Source organism: Shewanella sp. Shew256, assembly GCF_002196695.1.
Classification (GTDB): domain Bacteria; phylum Pseudomonadota; class Gammaproteobacteria; order Enterobacterales; family Shewanellaceae; genus Shewanella; species Shewanella mangrovisoli.
In genome coordinates, this window is sequence record NZ_NAJR01000005.1 from 108,992 (window position 1) to 135,954 (window position 26,963).

Here is a 26,963-nt window from a genome sequence, read left to right on the forward strand (position 1 = left end):
GTGGCTAAAACTTTACTCGGTAGCCAATATTAAAGGCAATGTCAGTGCTGTTATCCATATTGAAATAATTTTCAACGACGGAAAACTCAATTGCACTTGTGTCTAAGTAATAACGGTAGCCGAGTAATATTTCATTTGAAGCCTTAGCGAAATCGTTTTCAGTTTCTAATAAACCTTGGTAATGATGTAACTCAATTAACCAGCCATGGCGACCCGTGATATATTCATAGCCGAGATTGACCGAATAGGCATGATTATCGTAGCGGATCCCCGAGAGCACTTCATTGCCCTGCCTGAAACTGACAGCGGCGCTTGAATGAAAATGATGCTTCTCGTAACGGAAGCTGTAATTTAACTGCAATGCTTGTTCAAAGGCTTCATTTTCAAAGGGACCTGAGTCCACATAGTTATAATATAAGCTACCACCTAAGGATAAGCCCTGATGTTGGTTCTCAAATAATTGATAACCAACATAAAGCATAATGGCATTATTGAGTGTCTCACCCGAAATATCTTGTTGGTTCACACCATCTTTAGAAAATATTTGGTTTTGGTGTTTTGCCGTATCTTCACGACCATTTTGACTAAAACCAAAAGCATCATGGAACCACATAGTTACCGAGTCTAAGTGATTATCGCCGCTAAAGCGCCAGTGATAACTTGTGTCTATCATCCATTTGTCATTGATTTGCCAAGTCAGCCCACCTTCGAGGGTGTTGTGGTAGTAATCGGCAAAATAATCATCGGTTTCAGCCCAAACACTGGCCGCACTTGCAGATAAGTGCAGCTCTTTTTGACCTTCAGGTAACGAAAACCCAGATCTAAGCATCGGCGTTAAACTGCCCGCTTGGGTCGGTGATTGTGCGTAGGTGCGTAAAGGACCGTAGTCACTAAAATCGACGGCAGTAGCAAAGGCATTCGGGACAAACAGCAAAGAAAGCGCAAAGGCTGGTTTAAGGTTTGAAAACGGCATAACTTAAATATCCGTCTAGATGATGAGTTATCTAGATTCGATGGGTTGATGAAACAGGGTATTATCGACCAACAGTTACACTGATGATTAATATAGATGTTAACGCTAATTGCGAAATTAACATTTTATTTGCATTTAAATTAGCGTATAGCAGAGTAAAACCAACGCAAGCCAAAACACTCGTCCAATCATTGGTAGTGAATATAAGGCAAGTAGGATGCTTATCATTAACAATATTGTCGTTGGCTTACGAAAGTACGCAGCATTTAATGTAGGTAACTTCATTTTTTCTCTGACATATTCATGATGCGAAATATAACTAACACTGAATATGGTGATTGCAATAGATAGATATTTTGTAAATAAGTGTATATAGCAAATATTCAGTTGTTGTGAAGGGGTAATATACCGCTGTGGAGTAGGGGAGTAAATCTTATGGGGGCGCGAAATAGGGCCGAAAATTGGAACTGAAGTTCCCTATTTTTGTTAGATAGAAATAATCCTAGATATTCCGAAGACGTCATTCTGTCCAAGTTATCCCGTAAATTAAGAAGCTGAATAGCTAAAGAGTTATGATGTTGCCACGACTTGCTGAGAATAATCGAGTTAGAGCTGAACACTCGTTAGTGTAAAACATAGCGTAATAAAAAACGCCGTAGGTTCGGCGTTTTTATGGTGTAACTGATAGCTAGCTTATTTGCCTAGGGCCAATCATCACTGTTCCAGCGATACAGCCAAGTGGCGGCAACAGGTTTTTCATCTTTACGCAATTGGATGCGCAGTTCTGCCACATTGGTGCTTTCGGGCTCGAAGGTCACAAATACGCGGGCACCATTGATATCTGGATGAGCGACGATACGCGATGACAGAATTTTGCCCTTGCTGATACTGGCATCAATCACAATGTTCTCAATATCTTGTGGTTTGATATTGCTGTAATCGATAAGCAACTCTTTACCTTTGGCTTGCTTTTGTCCCTTTGAGCTGCGAACCACTCGCGCCTTAGTGTTAGCACTGGGGCTATCGTTAGACGCCGTGATGCGATAGGAGTAACGATAGGGTTCACCTTGCTTCAATCCGCCCTGAGGCTCCCAGTAAGTGACTATATTGTCGTTGGTTTCGGCGCTCGATGGGATCTCAAGAAGCACTAACTGACCTTTACCCCAATCGTTAAGCGGCTCAATCCAAGCGGAAGGGCGCTGCTGGTAGTTTGCAGTCAGATCTTGATAGTAATCGAAGTTACGATGGCGTTGGATTAAGCCAAAACCCTTAATATCTTCATCGCCAAAGGCACTGATCTGCAATTTATTAGGGTTATTGAGCGGGCGCCATAAGCGCTCACCGTTACCGCGATCAATTTGTAATCCTTCGGAGTTATGTACCGCTGGGCGATAATCTGGCTTATCCGGCGTATCTAAACCACCATAGAGGAACATTGAGGTCAGTGGTGCAATCCCTACATGGGTAATATCACGGCGGGGGAATAGGGTGACATCTACCTCGACCCGTGTTGGCGCGCCAGGGTAAATACCGAAGCGATAGGCACCAGTAACGCTCTGACTGTCCAACAGCGCATGCACCACAATCGCCGTTTGATACTTAGACGGACGCTCTACCCAAAAACGTTTGAATAATGGGTATTCCTCACCTTTAGGTTGAGCGACATCGATAGCTAATCCACGGTTCGATAAACCATAGGTTTGCCCTTTAGACAGTGCTCTAAAGTAGCTCGCGCCTTGGAACATGATGAACTCATCTTTTACCTCATCATCATTGATGGGGTAGTGCAGGCGCACGCCGGCGTATTGGCCAACCTGAGTCAGTAATTTCTCTATGGTATCGTTTGGCACACTAAAGGAGGATTCGGTTAATTCGATAGGAAATGCATGGCTGTTTTCAACCACATCGATATCGACTAGGTTTTTGTATAAAAAGCCGGGGGCAAACAGTTGTACCGAAAACTTAGTGGGGGTTCCGCCCCAAATCGCGGCGTTTTCTTGATAATTGATTTTGCCATAGGTGGCGTAATCAAGATCGATTAGCTCCTTGGGAGCTTTTCTCGCCTCTTTAAACGGTTTTTGAGCCAGTTGCTGGGCAAGTTCAACCACAGTGTCATGGGAGAACATCTTGGCTTTTTTCTCTTGAGTGGCATCGGCGCCATAGGCGGTAAAACTGCTGATGCCGAGTGTACAGGCGAGTAACGAACCGAGAAAAAACCTCGACTTGGCCGCTTTTAGGCGCGAGATAGGGGTGAAATGATTGAATGTTGAATGCAGTCGCAAAATAGAAACTCCTCACTTTAATGGGCTAAGGCGAGAGACTCGCACTTAATGACTTGCCCAAAACTCCCGATTTATAAATAACTTAGAATGCTTTTGTACGGGAAGTGCTCAGGGGTGAATAATAATTTAATCTTGTTTATCAAAGTGTTCGACAACGAAATTAGAGCAGTTACTTAAGTGGTGCAAGTCTTTTCTCCCGCAGGATAAGTGTTTGCCTTATCGGTTAAAACACTTGCTGGCTGGTGTTATCACTTAGGATATTGTTGATTTCCGTCCTCACCGCGCGCGGTATCCTTGCCTCTGTATACGACACTTTGCGGCATGTTATCGGCCAGCCAGCTTGATGACACACTCATACTCGGTGGCCGATAGTAGCAGATCCGCTTAGGCAATGCCGCCGCATAGATCTTATTTCAGCATATGGGATAAATCGCTGCCGACAGGGATCGGGATTTCTTGCTGCTCACCACAGAATAAATAGGCAGGATTGTCACCTAGCAGAGATAAGGTGTCTCCCTGACGCCAAAGTGCGCTGCCTTCGACAATACCCACAACTGGCGTGATGGGGTCGACACGAGTGAATTCGAGCAAACGTTGGGCGCGGGTTTCGCCGTTATGTCCCGGAGCGCGGTAGTTCGAATAATGTGGATTTAACTGAAACGGCACTATATTTAACGCGGTAAATGAAGGCGGCTCGATAATCGGCATATCGTTGGTGGTGCGAATACTCAATCCGGAGACATTAGAGCCCGCGCTCCAACCAATATAGGGTTTACCATTCAGTACTTCTTCACGGATAAGATGCACTAAATCGTACTTATAGAGCTCGTGCAATAAATGGAAGGTATTGCCGCCACCGATCAAAATGCCGTCGGCATCTTTAATCGCTTGGCGCGGATCAGGATGCTGGTGAATGCCGCTGATATCGAGCCTGAGTTCACTTAAGCCTGCGACGACTGAGGCCAAATACGTGTCATAACTCATGCTGACACCAGCATAAGGGATAAAAATCCATTTTTGGGCGTTAGCGGTGAGCGGCTTGATAAAGGGAAGCGCATGGGAAAGGTAAGGCGTATCACCGACGCGAGAGCTGCTCAGCAGTAGGGCATTGATTGTCATTTTTTTATCCTGAAATCTCGGAATGTGCTGGCATGTTAACAAAGTTTAATCGCGATAAACATAGATAAACACACATGAATTTGGCTGTAACGCTGACAGAGCCTAGATTTAAGTTTGGATTAATACATTGTCCCTAGACTCACGAGCCATGAAAGGCAATGTCTAAATTGAGAGAAAAATTAGCGAGTAGAAAAACTCTTATCTTTACCCCTTGAATTTCGATTAATTGGACATATTATGTCTTTGAGCAAAGTTAAATGGCATATGTTTGCCGTAAAGGAGCTGAAATGAAGCGTATTTTTTTATTAATTGCGACTAACCTAGCCGTGTTGCTGGTAGCCTCAATTGTGATGTCTATTCTGGGCGTTAATACGTCGACTATGGGTGGACTGCTTGTGTTCGCTGCGATTTTTGGATTCGGCGGAGCCTTCATCAGCTTAGCCATTTCAAAATGGATGGCGAAAAAGACCATGGGCTGTGAAGTGATCACCACGCCACGTGATAGCACAGAGCGTTGGTTATTAGACACTGTTGCCCGCCAAGCGCAACAAGCTGGGATTAAAATGCCAGAAGTGGCAATTTACCAATCACCAGAGATGAATGCCTTCGCCACAGGCCCAAGCAAAGACAACTCATTAGTTGCCGTGAGTACCGGTCTGTTGTATGGCATGAGTCAAGACGAAGTTGAAGGCGTACTCGCCCACGAAGTGAGCCACGTCGCTAACGGCGACATGGTGACCTTGACCTTAATTCAAGGCGTGGTGAACACCTTTGTTATCTTCGCGGCACGTGTCGTTGCAGGTATTATCAACAACTTCGTCTCAAGCAACGATGAAGAAGGCGAAGGTTTAGGTATGTTCGCCTATATGGCAGTGGTATTTGTCCTCGACATGCTGTTTGGTATCTTGGCCTCGATCATCGTGGCTTACTTCTCACGTATCCGTGAATACCGTGCAGACGAAGGTGCGGCGCGTTTAGCGGGTAAGCATAAGATGATTGCAGCGCTCGAGCGTTTACGCCAAGGCCCTGAAAGCTCGGCAATGCCAGCGCAAATGTCGGCTTTTGGTATTAACGGTAAGCGTTCAATGGCTGAGCTGATGATGAGCCACCCGCCATTAGAGAAGCGTATCGCCGCCTTACAAACTCGTTAATCGAGTTCAAAAGTTCACAAAAAGGAGACCTCGGGTCTCCTTTTTTATTGGGGCTTTTCTTTTGCTGATGATTAGGCTAGGGAGGTTTTTAGTTGTGACTTTTAGGTTGTGGCAATGTAAAACTCTTATATAAGCATGTGGTTACATGATGCAGCGCACATTTTACCCCTCGGTATATTGATAAAGTTACTTTGCATAAGATTGGGTTGCTTATTGCTCAATCCTTAGCTAAGTTAAATCGAGTCGTGCTATTTACATTGGTTGCGAGATGGAAGTCACCCTGACAAGAATTTCCACTGTCAATCGCCATTGGAGGATACAATTGTGAGCAAAAAACTATTAAGTGCGCTTTTCGGGGCAAGTCTTGCAGCGCTAGCGCTGTCACCAACCGCATTTGCCGCGGATCAAAAATTATCAGACTTCCATGCAGAATCTGGTGGTTGTGAAAGCTGTCATAAAGACGGTACACCTTCTGCTGACGGTGCTTTCGAATTTGAACAATGTCAAAGCTGCCACGGCTCTTTGGCTGAAATGGACGCAGTACACAAGCCACACGATGGCAACTTAGTGTGTGCTGACTGTCATGCGCCACACGATATGAACGTAGGTCAAAAACCTACCTGTGAAAGCTGCCATGACGATGGTCGTACTCCAGAATCTATCCTGAAGAAGTAATCCTACTTCGGTATAAGTTTGATAAAAAACGCCAGCAATTGCTGGCGTTTTTTTATATGCATCACTCGTCCTTCGGTTGTCCTTGGATCAGTTTTTTGCCAGAAAACATGGCGGAAATGATCCCGGGTTGGCGTTTGACTTCTGTGTAAATCACGGCAAACACATGCAGCACGATAAGGAGCATCAATAAGTACACGGCGTAAACGTGTACTTCACCGGCCAGTCCCTTCATGGGCTTGATAGCATTGGCTTTATCGGTATCTACGCCTGTGGCATCGTAGGGTTTTAAGCTACTTGGCTCAACATCCGCTGCGGCTAAGTAGCTTTGTACTGTGCTGCCGAGCGGCGGATAGTAAATGTCTGTACCTGCGCGGATCAGGCCTGTGATCATTATGGTGACAAGCAAGAGCATGATGGCGAGTACGGCGAATTTCCCCTTAGGATTGTGGCCTAGATACTGGGGATTTTTACCCGCGGCAAGTTCCGCTTTATAGCTTTGTAACTCGCTCTTGCTATTGGTATTGGGGAACATATGACTAAAGCGGGCATATTTATTGCCCACAAAACCCCAAACCAGGCGGATCAGTAAATTAATTGCAAAGCCATAGCCAATGATGACGTGCATGGTTTTAAGCCCAATTTTGCCGGAGAGTTCGGTAATGCCTAAGTCGCTGCGAAACATCATCATGCCGCCAACGATAATCAGGGCGAGTACAAGGATGAGATTAATCCAGTGGAACAGACGCGTAGGTCTGTCCCACACGCGATAGGACTGCATTTCAATAGAGTTTGGCTGCGGGTTGGACATGGTATTTCCTTATGATTTATGTTGATTTGATCTTACGCCTTTCTATTCAAAATAGCGCATTATTTTCAGTTTAAATTCAGCCTTCTGATTGACAATACTCAGTGCTAAAGTTGCAGAAGTTTTTGATTTGCGTACGGTAAATATTTTTATCGTAAGTCTTTTGAATCTGTTTTATCTAATGCTAATATCGTGTGCACGGTAGACTTGGAAGTCTATTGAACGGATGTTGAAGTGGTATTGAGAGATGTTTCTCCTCTCAAAATGAATAATCGTTAACCAGACAGGGAGTGAGCAGGATGTTCAAAATATTACATTGGATTGTAGTGTCAAGATCGCAAGTTCTGATGGAATTGCTGGCCGGACGCTGGCCGCAGGAGTTTCTCGTTAAGCTGTCGCAAGTCAGCCCGGATGAGATGTGCGATCAAATCAAAGATAACCAAGCCTCTATGGTGGTGATTGATCTTTCCACCGTCGATCTTCAAAAAGCCTATCAATTTCAACGCTTGCTTGCCCGCGAACATCCGAGTGTGCGAGTTGTTTATATCCAGTTCCCTAAACAAGTTGATGCCCGCTTCTTAATGCAAGCCTCGACCACGGCAGGGGTGTTTTATCTGGATGCAGGATTGACTGAAATCAGCCTTGGCCTTTCCAACATCCTGCGCGGACACAGAGTGATCCCTATCCAATTGGTGAACGGGGTGAATGATGACTTTGGACTGTTTGAAGATACCGAGCCATTAACCATTCGTGAGCGTGAAGTGTTACAAGCCCTGCTGTCTGGCAGCACTAACCTCGATATCGCTAATCAATTGTTTGTCAGTGAGAGCACCATTAAGACGCACTTGTACCGTGTATTCCGTAAGATTGGTGTGTCGAGCCGTGGTCAAGCCATCGCGTGGGCGCAAACCTATTTACACGATGTGGTGGTGTAACCCATTGTTGATGTATCGCTAAGCCAATATTCAATTGAGCAAACAAAGAATTAAATAAAAAGGGGCAATCGTCGATACGATTGCCCCTTTTGTGCTTTATGGGTTAAAGACGAATTTAAAGGCTAATGCGTTGAAAATTAGCGACCCAACCAAGCCTGGAGTTTATCTTTATCTGTGATGCTTAAGGCAACTGTATCCTTTGGCGCCTCAGCAATAATCAGTTCTCCCGTCATCAATTCATCGCGTCTAAACCAATGTAGGCTTAAGCTTTCTCCGAGAGGGTATTGCTGAAGCTGAGCTTCAAATTGGCCTGTCACCTGCAGATTATCCGCCGCAATTAAGATATCTCCGGCGCTTAAACCTGCAAGGTGAGCAGGGCTGCCTTGGGTGACTGTGGTCACTTTAAGGCCCATTGGCGCGGCTTGCGTCTTAGCGCCAAAGGCAATCTCATACCCTTTGGCTGAGCCTCCACCGACATCCTGTGCGCCATTGCTCGCTCTCAGGGTCAATTCAACCCCAAACTCGGCAAGTAGCGGTGCCAGTGGGATATCGTCGGTATTGTCTAAATAGGCGAAGAGATCTTGGCAATCACGCCCTAATAAACGCTCAACAATCCTTTGATGACATACGTCTGTGGTGCCACGATTTTGCAGAGCATATTCCTGCCACAGAATGGTCATCACATCGTCGAGATTGTATTTACCTTGGGTTTCGCTTCTTAGTGTTAAATCAAGATACAGGGCAAACAGGGCGCCCTTAGTGTAATAACTGATAATGGCGTTTTGGGCGTTCTCATCCTGCTTATAGAACTTAGTCCAAGCGTTAAAGCTGGAGTCCTTAATGCTTTGTTTAAAGCGGCCTTGACTGCGATAAACCCTTGTAAAGGTTTCGCTCAGCATATCTAAGTAGCTTTGCTCATCGACTAAGCCTGCGCGATAGGTGAGGAAATCATCATAATAGGAGGTGATGCCCTCATAGGCCCACAGCTGCGGTGTATAGGTCTCAGCCTCAAGTTGGTAGGGTAAAAAGCATTCCGGCTTGATGCGCTTGACGTTCCAGCTGTGGAAATATTCATGGCTGCAGAGGGATAAATAGGTGCGGTAGTCGTTGTTAATCGGCGCATCCATCGACAGCGGTAAATCCTTGCGCGAGCACATGAGTGCCGTCGATGCCCTATGTTCCAAACCACCAAAGCCATTGTCGAGTACTGTCGTCATAAACAGATAACGCTCAAAGGGCGCGGGCGTGCCAAACAGCTTGATTTGATACTCGCAAATGGCCTTTAAATCTTGGCAGAGTCTCGGCATATGGGCGCGGTGGCGACCGTTTAGTACGATATCGTGTCTGACGCCGCAAGCTTCAAAACTGGCGTGGGTGAATAGCCCCATCTCAACTGGATGATCGATAAGTTCGTCATAGCTTTGCGCGCAAAACTCACCAAAGGCAAATTCATCACTGCTTTGGCGTGTCATGCTGGTGGCAAGGCGCCACTCGTTTAGGCTCGGCTCGGTCGGCGCCGCCATTGTTACTGTGTGTAAGCCTGCCTCAAAGCCGTGGGCGGCTAAAAATACACTGCTACCGTTAAAGAAGCCGTGGGTCATATCCAGGTGCGCGGTGCGTACCGACAAGTCCCAAGCATAAACTTGATAGGTTAAAGTAAGTTGGGCGCTTTGATGTTCGACCGACCAGGTTTGTTTATCCAGCTGAGTGAGCGTAAGCGGCTCACCGTTAGCGCCTGTGGCTTTGAGGTCGATAATATTCTTAGCAAAATCCCGCACCATATAACTGCCAGGAAGCCACGCGGGCAGGCTAAAAACTTGCTTAGGGTGAGGCGTTTGTACCGTCATGGTGACGGCGAACAAGTGCGCCTTGGGATCGACGGGAATAATGTGATAGTGGATCATAATTTATCCTGTAAAACCGCTGCGTTTTAATGGGCGTCATGCTGCCAAAAATGCGCACAACAGGCAAATGAAACGCAAAATATCTGGAGACACAAAGCGTTGAATTGCTAGTATACTATCCCAATTAACCCAAGGAGGACTCCCCATGGCCGAAGAAACCATTTTCAGCAAAATTATCCGCCGCGAAATTCCCGCCGACATTCTGTATCAAGACGAGCTGGTGACGGCATTTAGAGACATTTCGCCAAAGGCGCCAACCCATATTCTGATTGTGCCGAATCATTTGATCCCAACTGCAAATGATATGAAAGCCTCGGATGAACCTGCACTCGGCCGGATGATGACTGTGGCGGCTAAACTGGCGGCAGAGGCGGGGATTGCCAAAGACGGTTATCGTTTGATCATGAACTGCAACAAACATGGCGGACAGGAAGTGTACCATATCCATATTCATCTCGTCGGCGGAGAGCCACTGGGACCCATGCTGAGCCAAGGTCAATGAAGGTTAATCCCGAGTTTTTCCCGCTGACTCAAATGGCGCAGCGATTTGTCGATCAGCTCGCCCAGTGCCGCCGCTTAGGGCTCAGCGTGCTCGAGGCCAGTGAGCATCATGTACTGATTGAGTTGCCCTATAGCACTGAGTTAATTGGTTATCCCGATACAGGTGTTATCCATGGCGGGGTGATCACCACCCTGATGGACACCGCCTGTGGCAGCGCTGTAGTGAGTGCGATTTTTCAAAAATATCAATCCTTAGAGATTTCGCCCACCCTCGACTTACGGGTCGATTATATGAAGCCCGCCCAGCCCCATAAGCCAGTTTATGGCTTTGCCGAGTGCTATAAGTTGTCATCTAATATCGCCTTTACCCGCGCCATCGCCTATCAGGACAGCATTGATGATCCTATCGCCCATGCGGTGGGCTCCTTTATGCGGATCAGCCCTGAAATGGTGGGCGATGCCTTTAGACAAGCCTTGATGGGAGAAGCCGTGCCGCCCTTAGGAGAGACAGATGAACTCAAATAAGCCGACCGAGCAGAAAACCCTCGATGTGCAGGGGATTGTAAAACGCGCCACCGAGCTGAACGACTTTGGTCATCTACTCGAACATGTACCTTATGCTAAGTTTATTGGCATGAAGGTCGAGCGCTTTGGCGACGAGCTGATTTTCAAACTCCCCGCTAAGGACGACAATATCGGTAATCCAATCCTGCCCGCGATTCATGGCGGAGTGATTGCTGGTTTTATGGAAATGTCAGCCATAGTGCAATTAATGGTGTTTATGCAAACGGCAAAAGTGCCAAAAGTAGTTGATTTCTCCATTGATTACCTGCGTGCCGGCCTTCATAAAGACAGCTTTGCCGAATGCCGTATCACCCGTCAGGGTCGACGGGTCGCCAACGTGAATATCAATTGTTGGCAAACCAATCGTAAGCAGTTGATCGCTACCGCAAGGGCGCACTTTTTGATTGATTAATCGCGAGGGCGGGGCAGGATGAGCAGGTTTTGCCGATGTGTACGTTAAGCATAAGTTCAGCTGGCGTCGCGTAGTGTCATTGCCCATCCGTTGTTCGGCACCTAGGTTTTTGTGAGTGAGGGAAAACAAAATGAAAGCAATTTACAGTGGATTAATCTTGGCTGCAGCACTGACACTCGGTGCCTGCACTAATACGGCGGGCATTTCGGTGAACTCACTGGGAGAAACCCGCGTCGATAACAACAGCTTCGCCCGTGATATCAGTGTTGAAGGGGTTGAGGCGCGCCGTGTTGGCGATCTTATCCAAGGTTCGGCCTTGATCGTCAGCAAGTCCTCAAGCGATATGCGAGTGCAATATAAGTTCACTTGGTATGATGCCAGCGGCTTTACCGTCGAAGATGAAGCCACCAGTTGGAAATCGGTGAAATTACACGGTAAACAACAGCTGCAAGTGTCGGCCGTGGCCCCAAATGCACAAGTGGCGAAATTCGATGTTTATGTGCGCGAGACCTATTCAAACTAAGCTTGAATCATAGGGTTGAGTTGTCACTATCGCGTTAGAGCATTTGGCATTTCAAAGCTAAGTTAACGCGCGTTGATAAAGGCTTTCGCTCCATTTATAAAGACTTACGTTTTCAGGGCGTAAGTCTTTTGCTTTTATCTATCCTCATCCTCATCCTCATCCTCACCAACCCATCTTCCTTCTGATCGTTTGTGCGGGATTGAGTTTGTCCCGTGACGGTTGCTACGCCGAGAAGCAAAGTTGCGATAACTAACTCAGTTCGACGGAAAAACTCAAACAGCGACAGAAAAGCGGACTTTAGTCCTAAAACTATTTCAGGGTTGAGCACTACTATCAGCATATTATTTGATGAGGATAGACCTATGACCGCGCACATTAATGCACAACCTACTGATTTTGCTGAAACTGTAATTATGCCTGGCGATCCGCTACGGGCGAAATATATTGCCGAAACCTACCTTACTGATGCCGCAGAAGTCACCAACGTTCGCAATATGCTGGGCTACACAGGTTATTACCAAGGGCAGCGTATTTCTGTAATGGGGCACGGTATGGGGATTTCCTCAATGGTGCTCTATGGCCATGAGTTGATTAATTTTTTTGGTGTGAAGCGCATCATTCGTATCGGCAGTTTAGGCGCAACCCAAAAACACGTGCAAATGCGGGATGTGATTTTAGCGCAGGCGGCGGGTACCGACTCACCCACGAATGCCAAGCGTAGCAGTGGCTATCATATGGCAACCTCGGCCACCTTTTCCTTACTGCACAAAGCCTATACCCAAGCCAATGAAAAAGGCATTAGCGTGAAAGTTGGCAACGTATTTAGTGGCGATCTTTATTATGATCCCGACGAAGATATGATCCCAGCACTGGAGCGTTTTGGGGTATTGGGTATTGATATGGAAGTGGCTGGTCTTTATGGCTTAGCACATCAACAGGGCATTGAATCATTGGCCATTCTCACGGTATCCGATCATTGCCTAACGGGTGAGGAAACCACCGCCGAAGAACGCCAGTTATCCTTCAATAATATGATCGAACTCGCGCTCGCGACTGCGCTGAATTAGGTCACTCGTTAACCTTTGCACCTTTCGCATTTCACGATGGAATGACAAAAATGAATAATAAAATCACCTTAACCGCCATTAGTTTTCTCGCGAACTTTATTATGGCGGGTTTTGCGACGCAATTTGGGATGTTGATAGAACCCATAGCGGAGAAGTTTGCAGCCGATGTGAACGACGTTGCCTCAATCTTCTCCTTACTTAATGGTGGCGCATTGGCAGGGACCATTGCCGCCTTCTTCTTTATTGAAAAGTTGGGCATCAAGCGGATCACCTTACTCAGTTACAGTCTAGTCGCGCTTTCTGCGCTGGCATTACACCTTACCAGTTCGCTACAAGTGGTGATGGTAGCCATGACCTTAATTGGATTCTGCGGCGGGATTGGTCTGTGTATCGCAGGCACTATTGTGGTGTCAGTATGGCAAGCCAAAATGCAGAGCACTATGTTAGTGGTGCAGGATGCGACCTTTAATGTTGCTGGGGTGGTGTTTCCGCTGATCACAACCTACGCCTTAACCAATGCCTTATCATGGAGTTACAGTTACTTAGCCGTGGGTTTGGTTGCCTTAGGCACGGTAATTATTAGCTTATTCACCAATTTTTCTCTGTGCGAGCAATCATCGAATACGGAGGAGAAACAACAATCGGAGTGGAATTTCGGCATTATCAGCGGTGGTATCGGCTTATTTTTAGGCATGCTGGCACTGTATACCTTCCTCACGTGGGCACCGTTATTTGTAAAACAAAAATTTGATATCCCATTTGAAGAGGCGGGCAATATCATTACCCAATACTGGTCGGCCGCGCTGATAGGTGCCTTGATTTCAACCCTGATTGTGACCCGGGTAAAAATTCATCATTTCTTAGTCGGTATTATTGGTTTAGCTATGGTGATCACCTTTGTGATTGTGACTACCGACAAGTTGAATTGGATTGCTTATTTAACCTATGGTTACGGCTTTGTCTGCGCGGCACTTTACAATGCGTTTATTGCCTATGGCGTGTCGTTTGTGAAGCAAGCCAGCAGTAAGAATGTCTCCTACATTTTGATCAGTGGCAGTACGGGCGCCATGTTTAGCCCAGCGATCAGTTCGTTCTTCGAGCGTATTATCGGCTTACAAACCGTGATGTATGTGATCCCCGTGCTTTACGCCGCAATCTTTATGTTGTTGATTGCATCGAGTCGGATGAAACCTGCGATGTCAGCACAATCACTTTCGGCAAGTTAAGCTAAAGGCCCATACTTGGTTGTTATCCGCCGAGTATGGGTGTTGTCGAAGTGGGTTAAATGCCTGCTTCGACAAAAGCTTTAAGTGCATTCAGGTTTTTAATCCGAATGCCTTCTTTTTTACGCTCGATTAAACCGCGCTCTTCCAAATGTTGCAGTGCCCGTCGATAGACCCTGTCTGTGGTACCAAAACGCTCTGCCTCTAAATAACGCTTACTAAAACCATCGACGGGTAAATCGTTTAAATACTCATGGTAGATATCGAATGCCACGTTATAGCTGATGGGGTAAAGCAGTCTGCGGGTAAAAATATCGACGGTATCTTGGTAATCAATCGCTATGGCACTGGCAAAAAATAGCGCCAGTTGCGGGTGTTGGCCGAGGGAATGTTGCAACTTTTCAGTGCTAATTAGCGAGATCTCTAAGGGCTCACTAGCGATGATGTCGAGCTGGCACTGGTATTGGGTAAAAAACTCCATCTCACCAAAGAGCTGCGAATCACAATCGATAGTCCCTAATTGGAAACAACGTCCATTTCTGGCGGTGTGCCCCAGCGATACGCGGCCTTGCTTGACTAACACCAGCGAGTTTATGGCTTCACCTTGTGTCATCAGGTGAGCGCCTTTTTTGAGCATTTTGACTTCGCTGATACAGCTAAGAATCACAGCTTCAATAAGAGGATAGTCTTGTTCCCATCGCTGGCTATAACGTCCCTTGGCTAACGGTTTTAGCTGCATTGAGTTGACCCTTCTACCATACTTAAAATCGTCGCCTTCTATAGCATTAGAACGCATATTGGGTCAAATCAGCCAAAGGAGAGAAGGGCGTTTATATTGGCCGATTGTGAGCTGTCAGAGGTTTCAACAAAGGCATTAATGGCGTGAGCTAAGCGTCATTTACTGATGTGCAGTGACAAGAGTGTCTACTTTATGATTTTCGTCATGTATACTTAGCGCCGCCAAGGGGTGTTTGCTAACAAAGTGGCAGACTGAGATGTCATCAGACGAACCCTTAGAACCTGATCCGGCTAATACCGGCGTAGGAATGGGCCAATCAACAGCACACTTCTGAATCGCTTATTCGTTGCCGGATCTCAAACATGTATTTGAGGTCCTATGTCTAACCAAAAGTTTTACAACAAGTCTTACACCCAAAAGTCTACCAAGGGTTCCATCTTCTCCTTATCGTTAACGCGTGCGCCATTGGCGCTGGCCATTTCGGCAGCCTTGAGTACAGCCGCGTGGGCGCAAACCGATGCTATCGATAAACCAGAGCCTAGCAATGATATGGAAATCATGGTGGTGACGGCGGATTTTCGCAGTGCCAGCTTAGAAAAAATGCCATCGAGCATTACCGTTATCGATGCCCAGCAAATTCAAGATGAAAGTGCCCAGCACTTTGAAGACGTGATGAATTCTATCGCCAACTTCAACTGGTCGGGTGGCAGCTCGCGTCCTAAGTATTTTCAGATCCGCGGCGTGGGTGAGCAGGAGCAATATCAAGGCGCGCCTAACTCGTCTGTGGGTTATATCATTGATGATATTGATTTATCCGGTATCGGCATGGTGTCGAGCATGTACGATCTGCAGCAGGTCGAAGTGTTACGCGGCCCGCAGGGTACCCGCTATGGTGCCAATGCGTTAGCGGGCTTGATTTACCTTAAGAGTAATGACCCGACCGATGTGTTTGAACATGGCGCCGAGGTCTCTTTAGGTAATGACGATTTGCAAACCTTCAGTGGCTTTAGCTCTGGCCCCTTGAGCGATTCGGGCAAGTTGTTGTACCGCGTGTCGCTGCAGCAACATCAACAAAACGGTTATCGCGACAATCTCTATTTAAATAAAGAAGATACCAATGGTCGTGATGAATTTACTGGCCGCGCTAAATTACGCTGGTATGCCACCGACAATTTGCAACTCGATTTAACCCTGCTGCATGCCGATTTTGATAACGGCTACGATGCCTGGAGTTTAACCAACGATCCTAAACATACTATTTCGGATCAGCCGGGTGTCGATAGCCAGCGCACCACTGGCGCCGGATTTAAAGCGACTTACTCGGGCGCAGAGTCGTTTGAGCTTACCTCGCTGACTTCATTTGCCAATACCGATCACCATTACAGTTACGATGGCGATTGGGCTAACCCTGAATATTGGGCCTCCAAGCAATGTGAGGATGAGGGCAATCTCGCCCCTTGTCAGTACGATTACTTCTGGGACAAAACCGGTCAGCGTAAGACCTTATCCCAAGAGTTCCGCTTAAGCTCGACCGATCAAGGCCGTATTTTTTCGGGTTCAACCGACTGGTTACTTGGGGTTTATGCTATGAACCTTAAAGAAGATAACCAACTGTATTCTGAATATAATACTTGGCCCGATGAGGTGTTAGATTCCGAATATGAAGCAACCAATTACGCCGTATTTGGTCAGTTGGATACGGATTTAGGCGCCGATTATGCCTTGTCTGTGGGGTTGCGTGCCGAGCGTCGCAATAGCCATTACTCAGATACCAACAATGATAATTTTGACCCGAGCGAAACCATGTGGGGCGGCCATATTGCGCTGAGCAAAGTGCTGAATGAATCCCATAATGTGTACGCCAGAGTGGCTCGCGGTTACAAGGCGGGCGGTTTTAACATGACCTTGCCAGTTGAACTCAATGATAAAAAAGAGTTTGATACCGAAACCCTATACAACTACGAAATTGGTCTTAAATCCCATTGGTTTGAAGGGCTTATCGATACGAATCTGGCGCTGTTCTATATGGATAGGCAGGATCAGCAAGTGGCCGCATCCCAGCAGGATCCGAACAAGCCACAACGCTTTATCCTCTACACTGAAAATGCGGGTAGCTCACACAACTACGGTGCGGAGTTGGACGCCACTTGGTATGCCACCGATAATCTCCAGTTTTACTCAAGTCTGGGTTGGTTAGAGACAGCGTACGGCGATTACCAGTACCAAGATAAATACGGTAGCGCCGTGGATTTAACGGGCCGCGATTTGGCTCATTCGCCACACTTAACCTACAGCTTAGGCGGTACCTATCGTGCGAACTCGGGTTGGTTTGCCAACGTCAACATGAGTGGTAAGAGTGAGTTTTACTACTCAGACAGCAACGACTCGCGCTCTGAGCCATACACTATTGTGAATGCGCGTGTAGGTTACGAGGCGAGTGCCTGGTCGGCGTATTTATGGGGCCGCAACCTGTTCGATGAAGAATATGGCGTGCGTGGTTTCTATTTTGGTAATGAGCCGGATAACGGCTGGGCGGAAAAGCAATATATCCGCTACGGCGACCCACGCCAAATTGGGGTGACACTAAACGTTAAGTTTATGTAATCCCATTAAGAATGAGACATCAGATGTCAGGCTGTGCTCGCGAATTGCGTCACCGCCTGACGATTGCATTATTAGCATTTGACCCAAGGAGTGAAGATGAAACTCACCGCCGAAATTAGCATGTATCCCTTTAATGAAAATTATCTCGACCCGATCAAATGGTTTATCCACCGCTTGGACAGTTACCCAACGATTCAACGTGTTACCAATGCTATGGCGACGCAAGTCTGTGGCGACTATCAAGACGTGATGGCAATGCTGGCGACCGAGATGCAAGCCGCCCATGAAAAATGGGGCAAAGCTGTATTTGTATGTAAGTTTATTGGTGGTGAGCTGAATTTAGCCCACAGCGAGTAATGCCCTAAGTTAACTTGAACGCTAAAGCTAAGTGGTTCAAGCAAGCGATATAGAGTGAGAGTAAGGCAATGACAGAATTATGGTTAACGCTGGTCAATAGTGTTAATGCGGCCCTAGGAGAAGTCCATGTGATGACCGCATGGGAAGCCTTAGCCGTGGTATTGGCCATGGCCTATTTGCTACTGGCCATGAAGGCTAGCGTTTGGTGCTGGGTGGCGGCATTTACCAGCACGGCCATTTACACTGTCTTGTTTTGGAAAGTCGCACTGCTGATGGAGTCGGTGCTGAATATTTATTATATGGCTATGGCACTCTATGGTTACTGGCTCTGGACTCAAGGTGGCGATAAACATCAAGGGGTGAAAGTGACCACTTGGCCGCTGAAAACCCATTTAAAACTGATTGTCGCGACGGGGATTGTTTCCCTTGGCGTTGGCCATGGTATGGCAACTTTTACCCAGGCTTCCTTTCCCTATCTCGATGCGGCCACCACTTGTTTTGCGGTGATGACGACCTATTTAGTCGCCAAAAAAGTGTTGGAGAACTGGTTGTATTGGGTGGTTATCGATCTAGTATCAATTTACCTTTACCTCAGCAAGGGACTAATGCTGACCTCCTTATTATTCGTGCTCTATGTTGGCCTAGCGGTTGTAGGCTATTTCCTGTGGCGCGCCGCCCTTGCCGATAGCCGTAATCCCCATCTGGAGTCGAGCGCCGCAAAGCTACTCGGCTAAGGCGGTAGATATCAAAAGATGATGGCCAATACACAAGGGCTGCGAATGCCTAATAACCTATTCAACATGACTCTAGTGGTCTGCCGCTAATGCCGCCCATTGTTGATCAGAACAAGGATACACAGCTTGCGGTATTAGCACAGGCAGGGCTTACTGATATCAGCCAAATTCAGCCGTTAGCGAATGGATTAAGTAACCACAACTACCATATCGAAACGCCGACGGCGCATTATGTCTTGCGAGAAAACGCCAATGCCGCCGACAGCTTTTGTTCGCGGGAGCAAGAGTTGTTCTATTGGCGCCATCTTGCCAAGGCAAAGCTTGCCCCCGAGTTGCTTTGGGTGAGTGGCGATCAGCGTTATTACCTAAGCCAGTTTATCTTCGCGCAATCTCTCCCAAGCCTTCCTATAGCATCTCAGTTTGCGCCGCTGATGGAGGATATTGAGGGGAGGGAGGAGTTGGTTATCGAAAAGCGTATTGCGGCAAGTGGTATTGATACACTTGAGCAACCCGAGGTGCCACGCAAGCCAAGTATGGCATCACATTATCAAGATCTGAGCTTGCAAGACCTGAGTTTGCAGTACGTAGCCTGGAAAGATCTAGAGTATCAATGTAGCGCGGCGACCTTTTGCTTGGGTGAAGTGCACATTGAGGCTTGGCTGCTATCTCATGCCGATATCAAGGGGGCAGCAGACAAGCATGCTTGGTATCCGTCTGAACGGCTCGCCCTATTGGAAGCCATAACGCCGAATCGCGCCCACAGCCTGTTACTGCAATTGCTGCAACAGCTTCGCGAGCAAGCAACTGGGCCGTACCACATCAGTATCACTGAGCAATGGCAGGAATATCACACACAGTTGTTAGACTTTGCCGCAGCGGATAAGGGCGAGGCGTGGCAGAGCCGATTGGCACAATTGCTCAGCATACAAAGGCAGATCCATGGCTGGACGGCAACCTTAGCCGATTGTTTAGTCAAACCGCAGTTTTGCCATCGCGACTTAAATCCCCATAATCTGCTGCTTAAAGATAACCAGTTGTATTGCATAGATTTTGAGTATACAACCGCTTCCCATCCACTGTGTGAACTGGCCGTTGTGCTCGCCACGCACCAATTAACACCTGCGCAGCGGCATCTGTTAGTGCGGCAGTATCTGGCAGGGCATCCCGGCTTAACTTCGGGTGCCATCAAGGCGATACCCGCCGCCATCGAGATGTATTGGGTGTTTGCCGTGTATTGGGCATTATTGATGGCGGCGCATACCCAAGGTGAGCGGCAGAAGGAATACTTCGACTGGTTCGATCATTTCTGGCCACTTATCAGCCACACGTCTTAAGTCTTTTGTTTCTCACTGCCTCTGTTTGGTTATGGTTGCTGTGTTAAAAAAATAAACTTTCTATTAACCTCAGTGTCATAGGATGACCAAGGCTGAACGGATGCAAATTGATGAAAAAAGCTGTGTTGTTAGTGGTATTGCTGTTTGGCTTAACGGCCTGCTCGACCAAATTTAGTTACCATTTTCTCGACTGGGCCATAGGTTGGGAGTTGGATGACTATGTCAGCCTAGATAAAAACCAGCAAAAGGTCGTCGATGGGCTTATCGACAAGTTTGTGCTTTGGCACCAATCCGAAGAACTCGGCCATTATGTTGCGCAGTTAACCGAAGTTGAGCAGCAGATCCAAACTAATACTTTAACTCCCGCGCTGTGGGCCGAGCATGTCACACTCGCCAAACGGCATTGGTTTCGGTTATTTGAGTTTGCGCTGGCGGAAATGTTGCCGATTATCTCATCGTTAACCGATGAACAGGTGAAGCAAATTCTTACCCAGTCGCGAAAAGACGAGCAGGAATTGATTAAGGAATTTGCCGGTAAAACCCCCGAGCAGTTACAGCAGGAGGCCGATGAGAATCTTATCGAGCAATTTGATGACTGGTTGGGTAGCGTAACGGATGAGCAAAAAACGCTTATTCATCAATATAATCAACAGCGCCTGTCGACCTTAGATATGTGGCTGGATTACCGCCACGAATGGTTACGTCAATTTGAAGTTGCCCTTGGGCAGCGCAGCGATATTACGCTGCTTACCGAGCGATTGACCCTGCTGATGACGAGCCCTGACGAGCTTAAGTCGGAAAAACACCGCGCCATTTTAAGGCAAAATACCGAAGCATTCGGCGGCTTGTTACTCACGATCAATGCTAGCTTGTCAGCAAAGCAGTCCAAACATTTTTATAAAAAGCTGAATAAGCTTATTCAAGATCTTCGTGAATTAAATCAAGAGGGGATTGAAAAAGTGGCAAAAGCCGCGAAAGATTAATCCCGAAGCCAAGGTCTATTGGGCAACTCCATCTGATTTAGAGATTGCCCATGTCCCTTGTTAACCTTTATCAAAAATTCCTCAATGTGAGCCGTTATGCTGAGGGCCTTGCCCCCTTAGCCCTTAGGCTTTATCTCGCGCCAGTGCTAATGCAGGCTGGCTATAACAAACTCGCACACTTTGAAGACACAGTGGCTTGGTTTGCTAATCCCGACTGGGGATTGGGTTTACCTATGCCGACGTTAATGGCAACCTTGGCGGCGGGCACGGAGTTTTTTGGCGCGTTTTTGTTACTTGTTGGCTTAGCGACGCGGCTGATCTCTATCCCTTTGATGGTAACCATGCTGGTGGCGGCGTTTACTGTGCATTGGCCTAATGGTTGGCTGGCGATTGCCGATGGCAGTTCATGGCTCGCCAATGAGCGGGTGCTCGAGGCGGTTGACAAGCTGGATAAAGCTAAATCCCTGTTACAGGAATACGGCAATTACGATTGGTTGACCAGCTCGGGTAACTTGGTGGTGCTTAATAATGGTATTGAGTTTGCGGCGACCTATTTTATTATGCTGCTGGCACTCTTTAGCCTAGGAGGCGGGCGTTATACCAGTCTCGATTACTTTATCGCTAAGCGTTATGGCGTAAAGTAAGCCAAATGACTTTGCCTGTAACACTTTCAATCCCACCCTAGCGTGGGATTTTTTGTACCTCTTTAGCCGCAATTTGCTATGCTTGTGCCAATTTACACGCACCCATTTTTAAGAACAGGGATAATCACTTGGACGCTATCGAACTTTTACTCACCCGCCAATCCACCCCAAGATTAATCGCGCCAGCGCCGAACGAGGGCGAGCTTAAAATCATTTTAGATGCGGCGATTCGAGTGCCAGATCATGGCGCCTTAGCACCGTGGGAATTTATTATTGCCACAGGCCAAGGGTTAGACACCTTAGCGGATATCTATGTCAACGCGGCCAAAGCCAGCGGCGCCGATGAAGATTTTATCAATAAAGCCAAAGGGATGCCAATGCGCGCTCCTATGGTGATTACAGTTGTGGCGAAAACCCAACAGCACCCCAAAGTGCCAGTGCTTGAGCAGCAAATCGCAGCGGGCTGCGCCACGATGGCGATGCAACAAGCGGCATTCGCGCTAGGATTAGGCGCGGTGTGGCGCACCGGGGATTTTGCCTTCGACGCCAATGTGAATGCGGCATTAGGCTTAGCGCCAGAGGACCAAATCGTTGGCTTTTTATACGTGGGCACCCCAGCGGTAGCCGCACCGAAAAAACCGCAAAAGGATGGCAGCCAGTACGCCCGCTACTTATAACCTAGTTTATCCCCTCTGAATGGGAGTCCTTAGTATGCAAGTTGCACAAACCCCAAGATTACTGCTGCGGCAGTTAACGCCCGATGATGCGTCATTTATTTTGGTATTACTCAACACCCAAGGATTTATCGACAATATCGGCGATAAGGGCGTGCGTAGTTTGCAGGATGCCAAGGACTATATCGCCAATGGGCCAGCGATTAGCTATCGCGAACATGGTTTTGGCTTGTTTGCCGTGGTGCTGGCCGAAAATGGCTTTCCGATTGGAATTTGCGGGCTGATCAAACGGCCGACGCTGGCAGATGTGGACTTAGGCTATGCCTTTTTGCCGCAGTATTGGGGCAAAGGTTATGCGTTTGAAGCCGCTAAAGCCTCACTGGAGTTTGGTAAAACCTTAGGGATTGAACGGATTGTCGCGATAGTCAGTCCGCATAATCAGGCCTCTAAGTCGCTGCTGAATAAATTAGGCATGTCGTTTGAAACCCAGTTGCAGCTTACCCCTAACGATGCCCCTGTGGAGCTGTTTAGCTAAGCAGTGGTTTAATTCGTGAGTGAGTGCGTTAATGCGCAATAAAATGGGGAGCTAAGCTCCCCATTTTATCTGTTTGCATTTCCTGAGGAATGCGATTAATCCGCTAACAGACCACGGCTACGCAGCAGCGGCTCGATGCCTGCTTCTTTACCGCGGAAGTTTTTATACATCAGCATAGGATCGTCACTGCCACCCTTAGACAAGATGTTGTTACGGAAGGCATCGGCGGTCGCTTTATCGAAAATGCCATTTTCTTTAAAGGCTTCGAAGGCATCGGCGCCTAAAATATCCGACCAGAGGTAGCTGTAGTAACCAGCAGAATAACCGCCTGCGAAGATATGCGAGAAGTAAGTGCTGCGGTAACGTGGGCTGATCTCATTAATCAATCCCATGGCGGCTAAGGAGTCGGCCTCAAACTTGGCGGCATCCTTAGGCGTGGTATCGGTCAGGGTGTGCCAATCTAAATCGAGCTTAGTGGCGGCCATATATTCAACGGTCGCAAAGCCTTGGTTAAATTTGCTGGCGGCTTGGATTTTTTTCACCAGTTCCTGCGGGATCACTTCACCAGTTTTGTAGTGCTTAGCAAATTGCGCGAGCACTTCAGGCTGAGTCATCCAGTTTTCGTTGACCTGTGAAGGGAATTCCACATAGTCGCGAGGAACTGCCGTTCCGCCTTGTGAGCGATATTCGACATTGGATAACATGCCGTGCAGCGCATGGCCAAACTCATGGAACAGGGTGCTGGCTTCATCGAAGGTGAGTAACGCTGGCTCATTACCCGCTGGGCGAGGGTAGTTCAACACGTTGACAATAATGGGTTTAGAATCGACGCCGTTCATATGGTATTGCTTACGGAACGAGTTCATCCAAGCGCCGCCGCGTTTGCTATCACGGGTAAAATAGTCACCCATAAAGATGGCCATAAGCTTGCCGTCTTTATCGTACACTTCCCAAGTACGCACCTCGGGGTTGTATTTGGGTAAGTCAGTACGTTCTTTAAAGGTTAAGCCATAGAGGCGATTGGCCGTATAGAACACGCCTTTTAGGGTGCTGTCGAGGGAGAAGTATGGGCGAGTTTGCTGCTCGTTAAAGCTGTACTTCGCGACACGGATTTTGTCGGCGTAGTAATCCCAATCCCAGGCTTGCAGCTTAAACTTGCCGCCTTGGCTGTCGATTAATGCTTGCATATCTGCAACTTCGGTCTTGGCTTGGGCAAGCGCTGCTGGCCAGACTTTGTTGAGTAAGCCATAGACATTTTCCGGCGTCTTGGCGGTGCGTTCTTCTAACACAAAATCCGCATGGGTTTTATAGCCCATAAGCTGTGCACGTTCGGCACGCAGCGCGGCAATTTTTGCCAGAATGACTTTGTTATCATTGGCATTATTGTTGTTACCTCGCTCGATATAACCCTTATAGAGCTTTTCGCGTAATTCGCGATTATCGGCATAGGTTAAAAACGGCGTGATAGACGGGCGTGACGTGGTAAATACCCATTTGCCTTCATGGCCACGCTTTTTCGCAGTTTCGGCGGCGGTAGCAATCACATCGGAGGGTAAACCAGATAAGTCAGCTTGCTGATCAATTACTAGCTCGAAGGCATTGGTTTCGGCTAACAGATTGTCACCAAAGGCTAAGTTAAGCTTGCCGATTTCTTCATTCAGGGCGCGCAGCTTGGTTTTATCCTGCTCGCTGAGGTTAGCACCGCCACGGGTGAAGGATTTATAGGTGTCTTCCAGTAATTTTGCCTGCGCCGTGTTGAGCTTTAGGCTGTCTTTGCTGTTATAAACGGCTTTAACACGTTGAAACAACTTATCGTTCAATAAGATATCGTCTTCGGCTGACGATAACATTGGCGAGACTTCCTTGGAAATCGCTTGCAGCTCAGGAGTGGTATCTGCGCCAGTTAAGTTAAAGAAGACGTTGGATACGCGGGTGACGAGATCGCCCGAAAATTCCATCGCTTCGATGGTGTTAGCGAAGGTCGGTTTGTCTTTGTTATCGACAATCGCTTGAATTTCTTCGTGTTGCTGGGCGATACCCGCCTTAAATGCAGGAAGGAAATGCTCGGGCTTAATCTTATCGAAGGCCGGAATTTCCATAAACGTATCATAGGGCTTAAAGAATGGGTTGCTGGCATTTTGGCTGATGATCTGCGCCGACATCGCATTCGGTGCGACTGTCGCCTGCGCCGCAGTATCGCTGTTTTGTGCACTACAGCCACTTAAGGCGAGGGCGAGCGTGATGGCGCTAAAGGTCAGTTTGATGGTTCGCGGCTTAAGTGTCGGCGTGTTAAGGGCCGGTGATTTTAGGCTTAGTCCCTTCATGTCAATTCCCCGTTAGGTGATTATTATTCTGTCGGATTAATGGTACTGCAAACCATTAATATTATTTTAAGGTGACTGTTTAGCATGTATCCGACTAAGGGTTCCATCGATTTTGTGTTTTGTTTGTAACAAATGGTTAGTCTGCGGTTTTTAACGGAAGAACTATGGCAAACTGAGCCGCGCACGAAGGCAATATTTGGCAAGGGATAAAGCCATTGCTTTGGTGCGTTTTTAAGTAAGTCCCTAATCATACAAATAATAAATAGGACCTCTATGGAATTGCCTCAGTTTAACTATACGCGCCTCTGTCGTCGTTTTTCTTATTCCCTATTAGCCGCTGCGCTGTGGACATCGACGCAAGCAGCAGCGTCGCCAACCACGCTTAGCCAAGATGCACTTAAGGTGGCCAATTATGCGGTGAGCACTTATCACACGCAGATGGTTGAGAGTCTTGCGCATTTAGTCAGTTTTAATACCCAAGCGGTTGAGGGGCAAACGCCCGATACCAATCCTGCCTTTATTGGTTTTAAGTCGAGTTTAAAAAGCTTGAGCCAAGAACTCGGGCTCGATTATGCCGACCACGGTTATGTAGTGCTGATTGGCCTCGATGCTAATGCTGTCGATGCCCAACAATCACAGGTTGAGAAATTAGGAATCGTTACCCACGGCGATGTGCAGCCCGCCAATCCCGCTCTCTGGGCCAAGAGCCCCTATGAGCTGGATACCGAGTCTGAACCTGGCAAGCTGATAGGCCGCGGCACTGAAGATGATAAAGGCGCGATTGTCACCGCCATGTATGCGATGAAGGCCATCAAAGATAAACAACTCAAACGGGAAAAACGCATTGAGCTGTTGGTGTATTTGGCCGAAGAGTCCGATTGGGATCCACTAAAAGCCTTTTTAGCCCATTACACTCCAGCGCAGATGAATATCACCATAGATGCCGAGTATCCGGTGGTCACCGCCGAAAAGGGTTGGAGTAAGATTGGCTTTACTGTGCCGAATATCGAGTCAACGCAGAAGCAGGGGACTGCTGCGAATGTCCCTAGCCTAACGGCATTCTCAGGCGGCTATTTTGCCAGCCAAGTGCCACAGCAAGCCGAGGCACAAATTCATGCCATCACCCCAAGCTTGTTTGAACAATTACAAACGAGCGCCGCCAACCAACAGGGGATGAAGTATCGATTCGAGCGAACTTGCGAGCATGCCTTGTGCGACTTGCATATTTTTGCCGACGGTAAGGCGGCTCATTCCTCTACGCCTGAAGATGGGGTGAATGCAGTAACGCATCTGGCCGCGTTACTACAGCCATATACTTGGCCTAAAACCACGGCGGCACTCACTGTCGCCGCTATGAATGAGTTAGTGGGCTTGGGGATTTATGCCGAGCAGTTTGGCGAGCTGGCCTATAAAGATGATTTTATGGGCGCGTTAACGTTGGCTCCCACTGTCGTTGTGCAAACAAGCAAAGGAACGGAAGTCACCATTAATCTCCGTCGCCCTGTGGGCAAAACGCCTGAGTTACTCTCAGCCCAAGCCAAGGATGCATTAAACAAATGGCAAGCGGAACATCAAGTGACACTCATCGATGTGGAAAGTTATTGGGGCGAACCTATGGTGATGAAAGATGCACCGCATCAGCAGACCTTACTCGATGTGTTTGCCCACTTTACTGGCATAGCATCACCCAAACCTGTGGCCATTGGCGGCTCAACCAACAGTAAATTATTCCCCAACGCCTTAAGTTTTGGCCCCGCCATGCCAGGCGTGGAATACACTGGCCACACAGAGAAAGAATTTATTACCCATAAACAGTTTATGCTGAATCTGAAAATGTACACCGCCGCTTTTATTGAGTTAACCGCTGCAAAATAGTGCGTTTTCAATTGTGATTAATTGAA

The 26,963-nt window shown here is 47.6% G+C and carries 25 protein-coding genes and 1 riboswitch; of the genes, 18 read left to right on the forward strand and 7 right to left on the reverse strand.

Annotated elements, in window-relative coordinates:
* Positions 1-4: 4 nt before the first annotated feature.
* The 3 genes from B5P39_RS11010 to pepE form a co-directional block, all read right to left on the reverse strand.
* Positions 5-973 (reverse strand): DUF3187 family protein, encoded by a 969-nt coding sequence (locus B5P39_RS11010; protein WP_011717432.1) that lies wholly within the window; start codon positions 971-973, stop codon positions 5-7.
* 701 nt (positions 974-1,674) lie between these two features.
* On the reverse strand, positions 1,675-3,255 hold the full coding sequence (locus B5P39_RS11015; RefSeq protein ID WP_088211541.1) for a glucan biosynthesis protein G: 1,581 nt from the start codon (positions 3,253-3,255) through the stop codon (positions 1,675-1,677).
* A 408-nt stretch (positions 3,256-3,663) separates the two neighbouring features.
* Positions 3,664-4,374: a dipeptidase PepE gene (pepE, locus tag B5P39_RS11020; RefSeq protein ID WP_088211542.1), complete on the reverse strand. Its 711-nt coding sequence runs from the start codon at positions 4,372-4,374 to the stop codon at positions 3,664-3,666.
* Between the two features lie 287 nt (positions 4,375-4,661).
* Here pepE and htpX point away from each other — a divergent pair, with 287 nt between their 5' ends.
* Entirely contained in the window at positions 4,662-5,525 is an 864-nt protein-coding gene (htpX, locus tag B5P39_RS11025) for a protease HtpX (RefSeq protein WP_011717429.1), read from the forward strand.
* Positions 5,526-5,849: 324 nt separating this feature from the next.
* Positions 5,850-6,200 (forward strand): tetraheme c-type cytochrome CctA, encoded by a 351-nt coding sequence (gene cctA, locus B5P39_RS11030; RefSeq protein WP_011717428.1) that lies wholly within the window; start codon positions 5,850-5,852, stop codon positions 6,198-6,200.
* A gap of 61 nt (positions 6,201-6,261) precedes the next feature.
* Here cctA and B5P39_RS11035 read toward each other — a convergent pair whose 3' ends face one another.
* On the reverse strand, positions 6,262-7,008 hold the full coding sequence (locus tag B5P39_RS11035) for a cytochrome b/b6 domain-containing protein (protein ID WP_088211543.1): 747 nt from the start codon (positions 7,006-7,008) through the stop codon (positions 6,262-6,264).
* Positions 7,009-7,304: 296 nt separating this feature from the next.
* Between B5P39_RS11035 and B5P39_RS11040 the strand changes: the two genes are divergently transcribed.
* Complete coding sequence (locus tag B5P39_RS11040) at positions 7,305-7,940, forward strand: LuxR C-terminal-related transcriptional regulator (RefSeq protein WP_011717426.1); 636 nt, start codon at positions 7,305-7,307, stop codon at positions 7,938-7,940.
* Between the two features lie 137 nt (positions 7,941-8,077).
* On the opposite strand, the gene B5P39_RS11045 is transcribed toward B5P39_RS11040, so the two are convergent.
* Positions 8,078-9,844, reverse strand: coding sequence for a M61 family metallopeptidase (locus B5P39_RS11045; RefSeq protein ID WP_088211544.1), 1,767 nt, complete (start codon positions 9,842-9,844; stop codon positions 8,078-8,080).
* A gap of 145 nt (positions 9,845-9,989) precedes the next feature.
* Between B5P39_RS11045 and hinT the strand changes: the two genes are divergently transcribed.
* The 6 genes from hinT (at position 9,990) to tsgA (ending at position 14,137) form a co-directional block, all read left to right on the forward strand.
* Positions 9,990-10,346 carry a purine nucleoside phosphoramidase gene (gene hinT / locus B5P39_RS11050; protein ID WP_011623075.1) on the forward strand — a complete coding sequence of 119 codons (357 nt, stop codon included), beginning with the start codon at positions 9,990-9,992 and terminating at the stop codon, positions 10,344-10,346.
* On the forward strand, positions 10,343-10,870 hold the full coding sequence (locus B5P39_RS11055; protein WP_088211545.1) for a PaaI family thioesterase: 528 nt from the start codon (positions 10,343-10,345) through the stop codon (positions 10,868-10,870). Before hinT ends, B5P39_RS11055 begins: the two co-directional genes overlap by 4 nt.
* On the forward strand, positions 10,857-11,321 hold the full coding sequence (locus B5P39_RS11060) for a PaaI family thioesterase (RefSeq protein WP_011623073.1): 465 nt from the start codon (positions 10,857-10,859) through the stop codon (positions 11,319-11,321). The genes B5P39_RS11055 and B5P39_RS11060 overlap by 14 nt, the downstream gene beginning before the upstream one ends.
* A 130-nt stretch (positions 11,322-11,451) precedes the next feature.
* Positions 11,452-11,844, forward strand: a complete 393-nt coding sequence (locus B5P39_RS11065) for a YcfL family protein (RefSeq protein ID WP_088211546.1) — start codon at positions 11,452-11,454, stop codon at positions 11,842-11,844.
* A gap of 362 nt (positions 11,845-12,206) precedes the next feature.
* A complete protein-coding gene (gene deoD / locus B5P39_RS11075; protein WP_088211548.1) occupies positions 12,207-12,911 on the forward strand; it encodes a purine-nucleoside phosphorylase in 705 nt (234 codons plus the stop codon).
* Positions 12,912-12,961: 50 nt separating this feature from the next.
* Positions 12,962-14,137: an MFS transporter TsgA gene (gene tsgA / locus B5P39_RS11080; RefSeq protein WP_088211549.1), complete on the forward strand. Its 1,176-nt coding sequence runs from the start codon at positions 12,962-12,964 to the stop codon at positions 14,135-14,137.
* Between the two features lie 55 nt (positions 14,138-14,192).
* Here tsgA and B5P39_RS11085 read toward each other — a convergent pair whose 3' ends face one another.
* The gene (locus B5P39_RS11085; protein WP_088211550.1) at positions 14,193-14,873 is read right to left on the reverse strand and encodes a Crp/Fnr family transcriptional regulator; all 681 of its coding nucleotides are present in this window, start codon (positions 14,871-14,873) and stop codon (positions 14,193-14,195) included.
* A gap of 214 nt (positions 14,874-15,087) precedes the next feature.
* A riboswitch (TPP riboswitch) is annotated at positions 15,088-15,198 on the forward strand.
* 53 nt (positions 15,199-15,251) lie between these two features.
* On the opposite strand from B5P39_RS11085, the gene B5P39_RS11090 reads away from it, so the two are divergent.
* From B5P39_RS11090 to B5P39_RS11125, 8 genes are all read left to right on the forward strand, one after another.
* Positions 15,252-17,477: a TonB-dependent receptor gene (locus tag B5P39_RS11090; RefSeq protein WP_088211551.1), complete on the forward strand. Its 2,226-nt coding sequence runs from the start codon at positions 15,252-15,254 to the stop codon at positions 17,475-17,477.
* Between the two features lie 96 nt (positions 17,478-17,573).
* Positions 17,574-17,834 carry a YkoF family thiamine/hydroxymethylpyrimidine-binding protein gene (locus B5P39_RS11095; protein WP_011626476.1) on the forward strand — a complete coding sequence of 87 codons (261 nt, stop codon included), beginning with the start codon at positions 17,574-17,576 and terminating at the stop codon, positions 17,832-17,834.
* Between the two features lie 68 nt (positions 17,835-17,902).
* On the forward strand, positions 17,903-18,568 hold the full coding sequence (gene pnuC / locus B5P39_RS11100; protein WP_088211552.1) for a nicotinamide riboside transporter PnuC: 666 nt from the start codon (positions 17,903-17,905) through the stop codon (positions 18,566-18,568).
* An 89-nt stretch (positions 18,569-18,657) separates the two neighbouring features.
* Positions 18,658-19,902, forward strand: a complete 1,245-nt coding sequence (locus B5P39_RS11105) for a phosphotransferase (protein ID WP_088211553.1) — start codon at positions 18,658-18,660, stop codon at positions 19,900-19,902.
* 110 nt (positions 19,903-20,012) lie between these two features.
* Entirely contained in the window at positions 20,013-20,885 is an 873-nt protein-coding gene (locus B5P39_RS11110; protein WP_088211554.1) for a DUF6279 family lipoprotein, read from the forward strand.
* A 50-nt stretch (positions 20,886-20,935) separates the two neighbouring features.
* Positions 20,936-21,529 carry an HvfX family Cu-binding RiPP maturation protein gene (locus B5P39_RS11115; protein ID WP_088211555.1) on the forward strand — a complete coding sequence of 198 codons (594 nt, stop codon included), beginning with the start codon at positions 20,936-20,938 and terminating at the stop codon, positions 21,527-21,529.
* A gap of 128 nt (positions 21,530-21,657) precedes the next feature.
* Positions 21,658-22,206, forward strand: a complete 549-nt coding sequence (locus B5P39_RS11120) for an NAD(P)H nitroreductase (protein ID WP_088211556.1) — start codon at positions 21,658-21,660, stop codon at positions 22,204-22,206.
* A gap of 34 nt (positions 22,207-22,240) precedes the next feature.
* Positions 22,241-22,738 carry a GNAT family N-acetyltransferase gene (locus B5P39_RS11125; RefSeq protein WP_164717868.1) on the forward strand — a complete coding sequence of 166 codons (498 nt, stop codon included), beginning with the start codon at positions 22,241-22,243 and terminating at the stop codon, positions 22,736-22,738.
* A 95-nt stretch (positions 22,739-22,833) separates the two neighbouring features.
* On the opposite strand, the gene B5P39_RS11130 is transcribed toward B5P39_RS11125, so the two are convergent.
* Positions 22,834-25,062 (reverse strand): M3 family metallopeptidase, encoded by a 2,229-nt coding sequence (locus B5P39_RS11130; RefSeq protein WP_088211558.1) that lies wholly within the window; start codon positions 25,060-25,062, stop codon positions 22,834-22,836.
* A 273-nt stretch (positions 25,063-25,335) separates the two neighbouring features.
* On the opposite strand from B5P39_RS11130, the gene B5P39_RS11135 reads away from it, so the two are divergent.
* On the forward strand, positions 25,336-26,937 hold the full coding sequence (locus tag B5P39_RS11135) for a dipeptidase (RefSeq protein ID WP_088211559.1): 1,602 nt from the start codon (positions 25,336-25,338) through the stop codon (positions 26,935-26,937).
* Positions 26,938-26,963 lie beyond the last annotated feature (26 nt).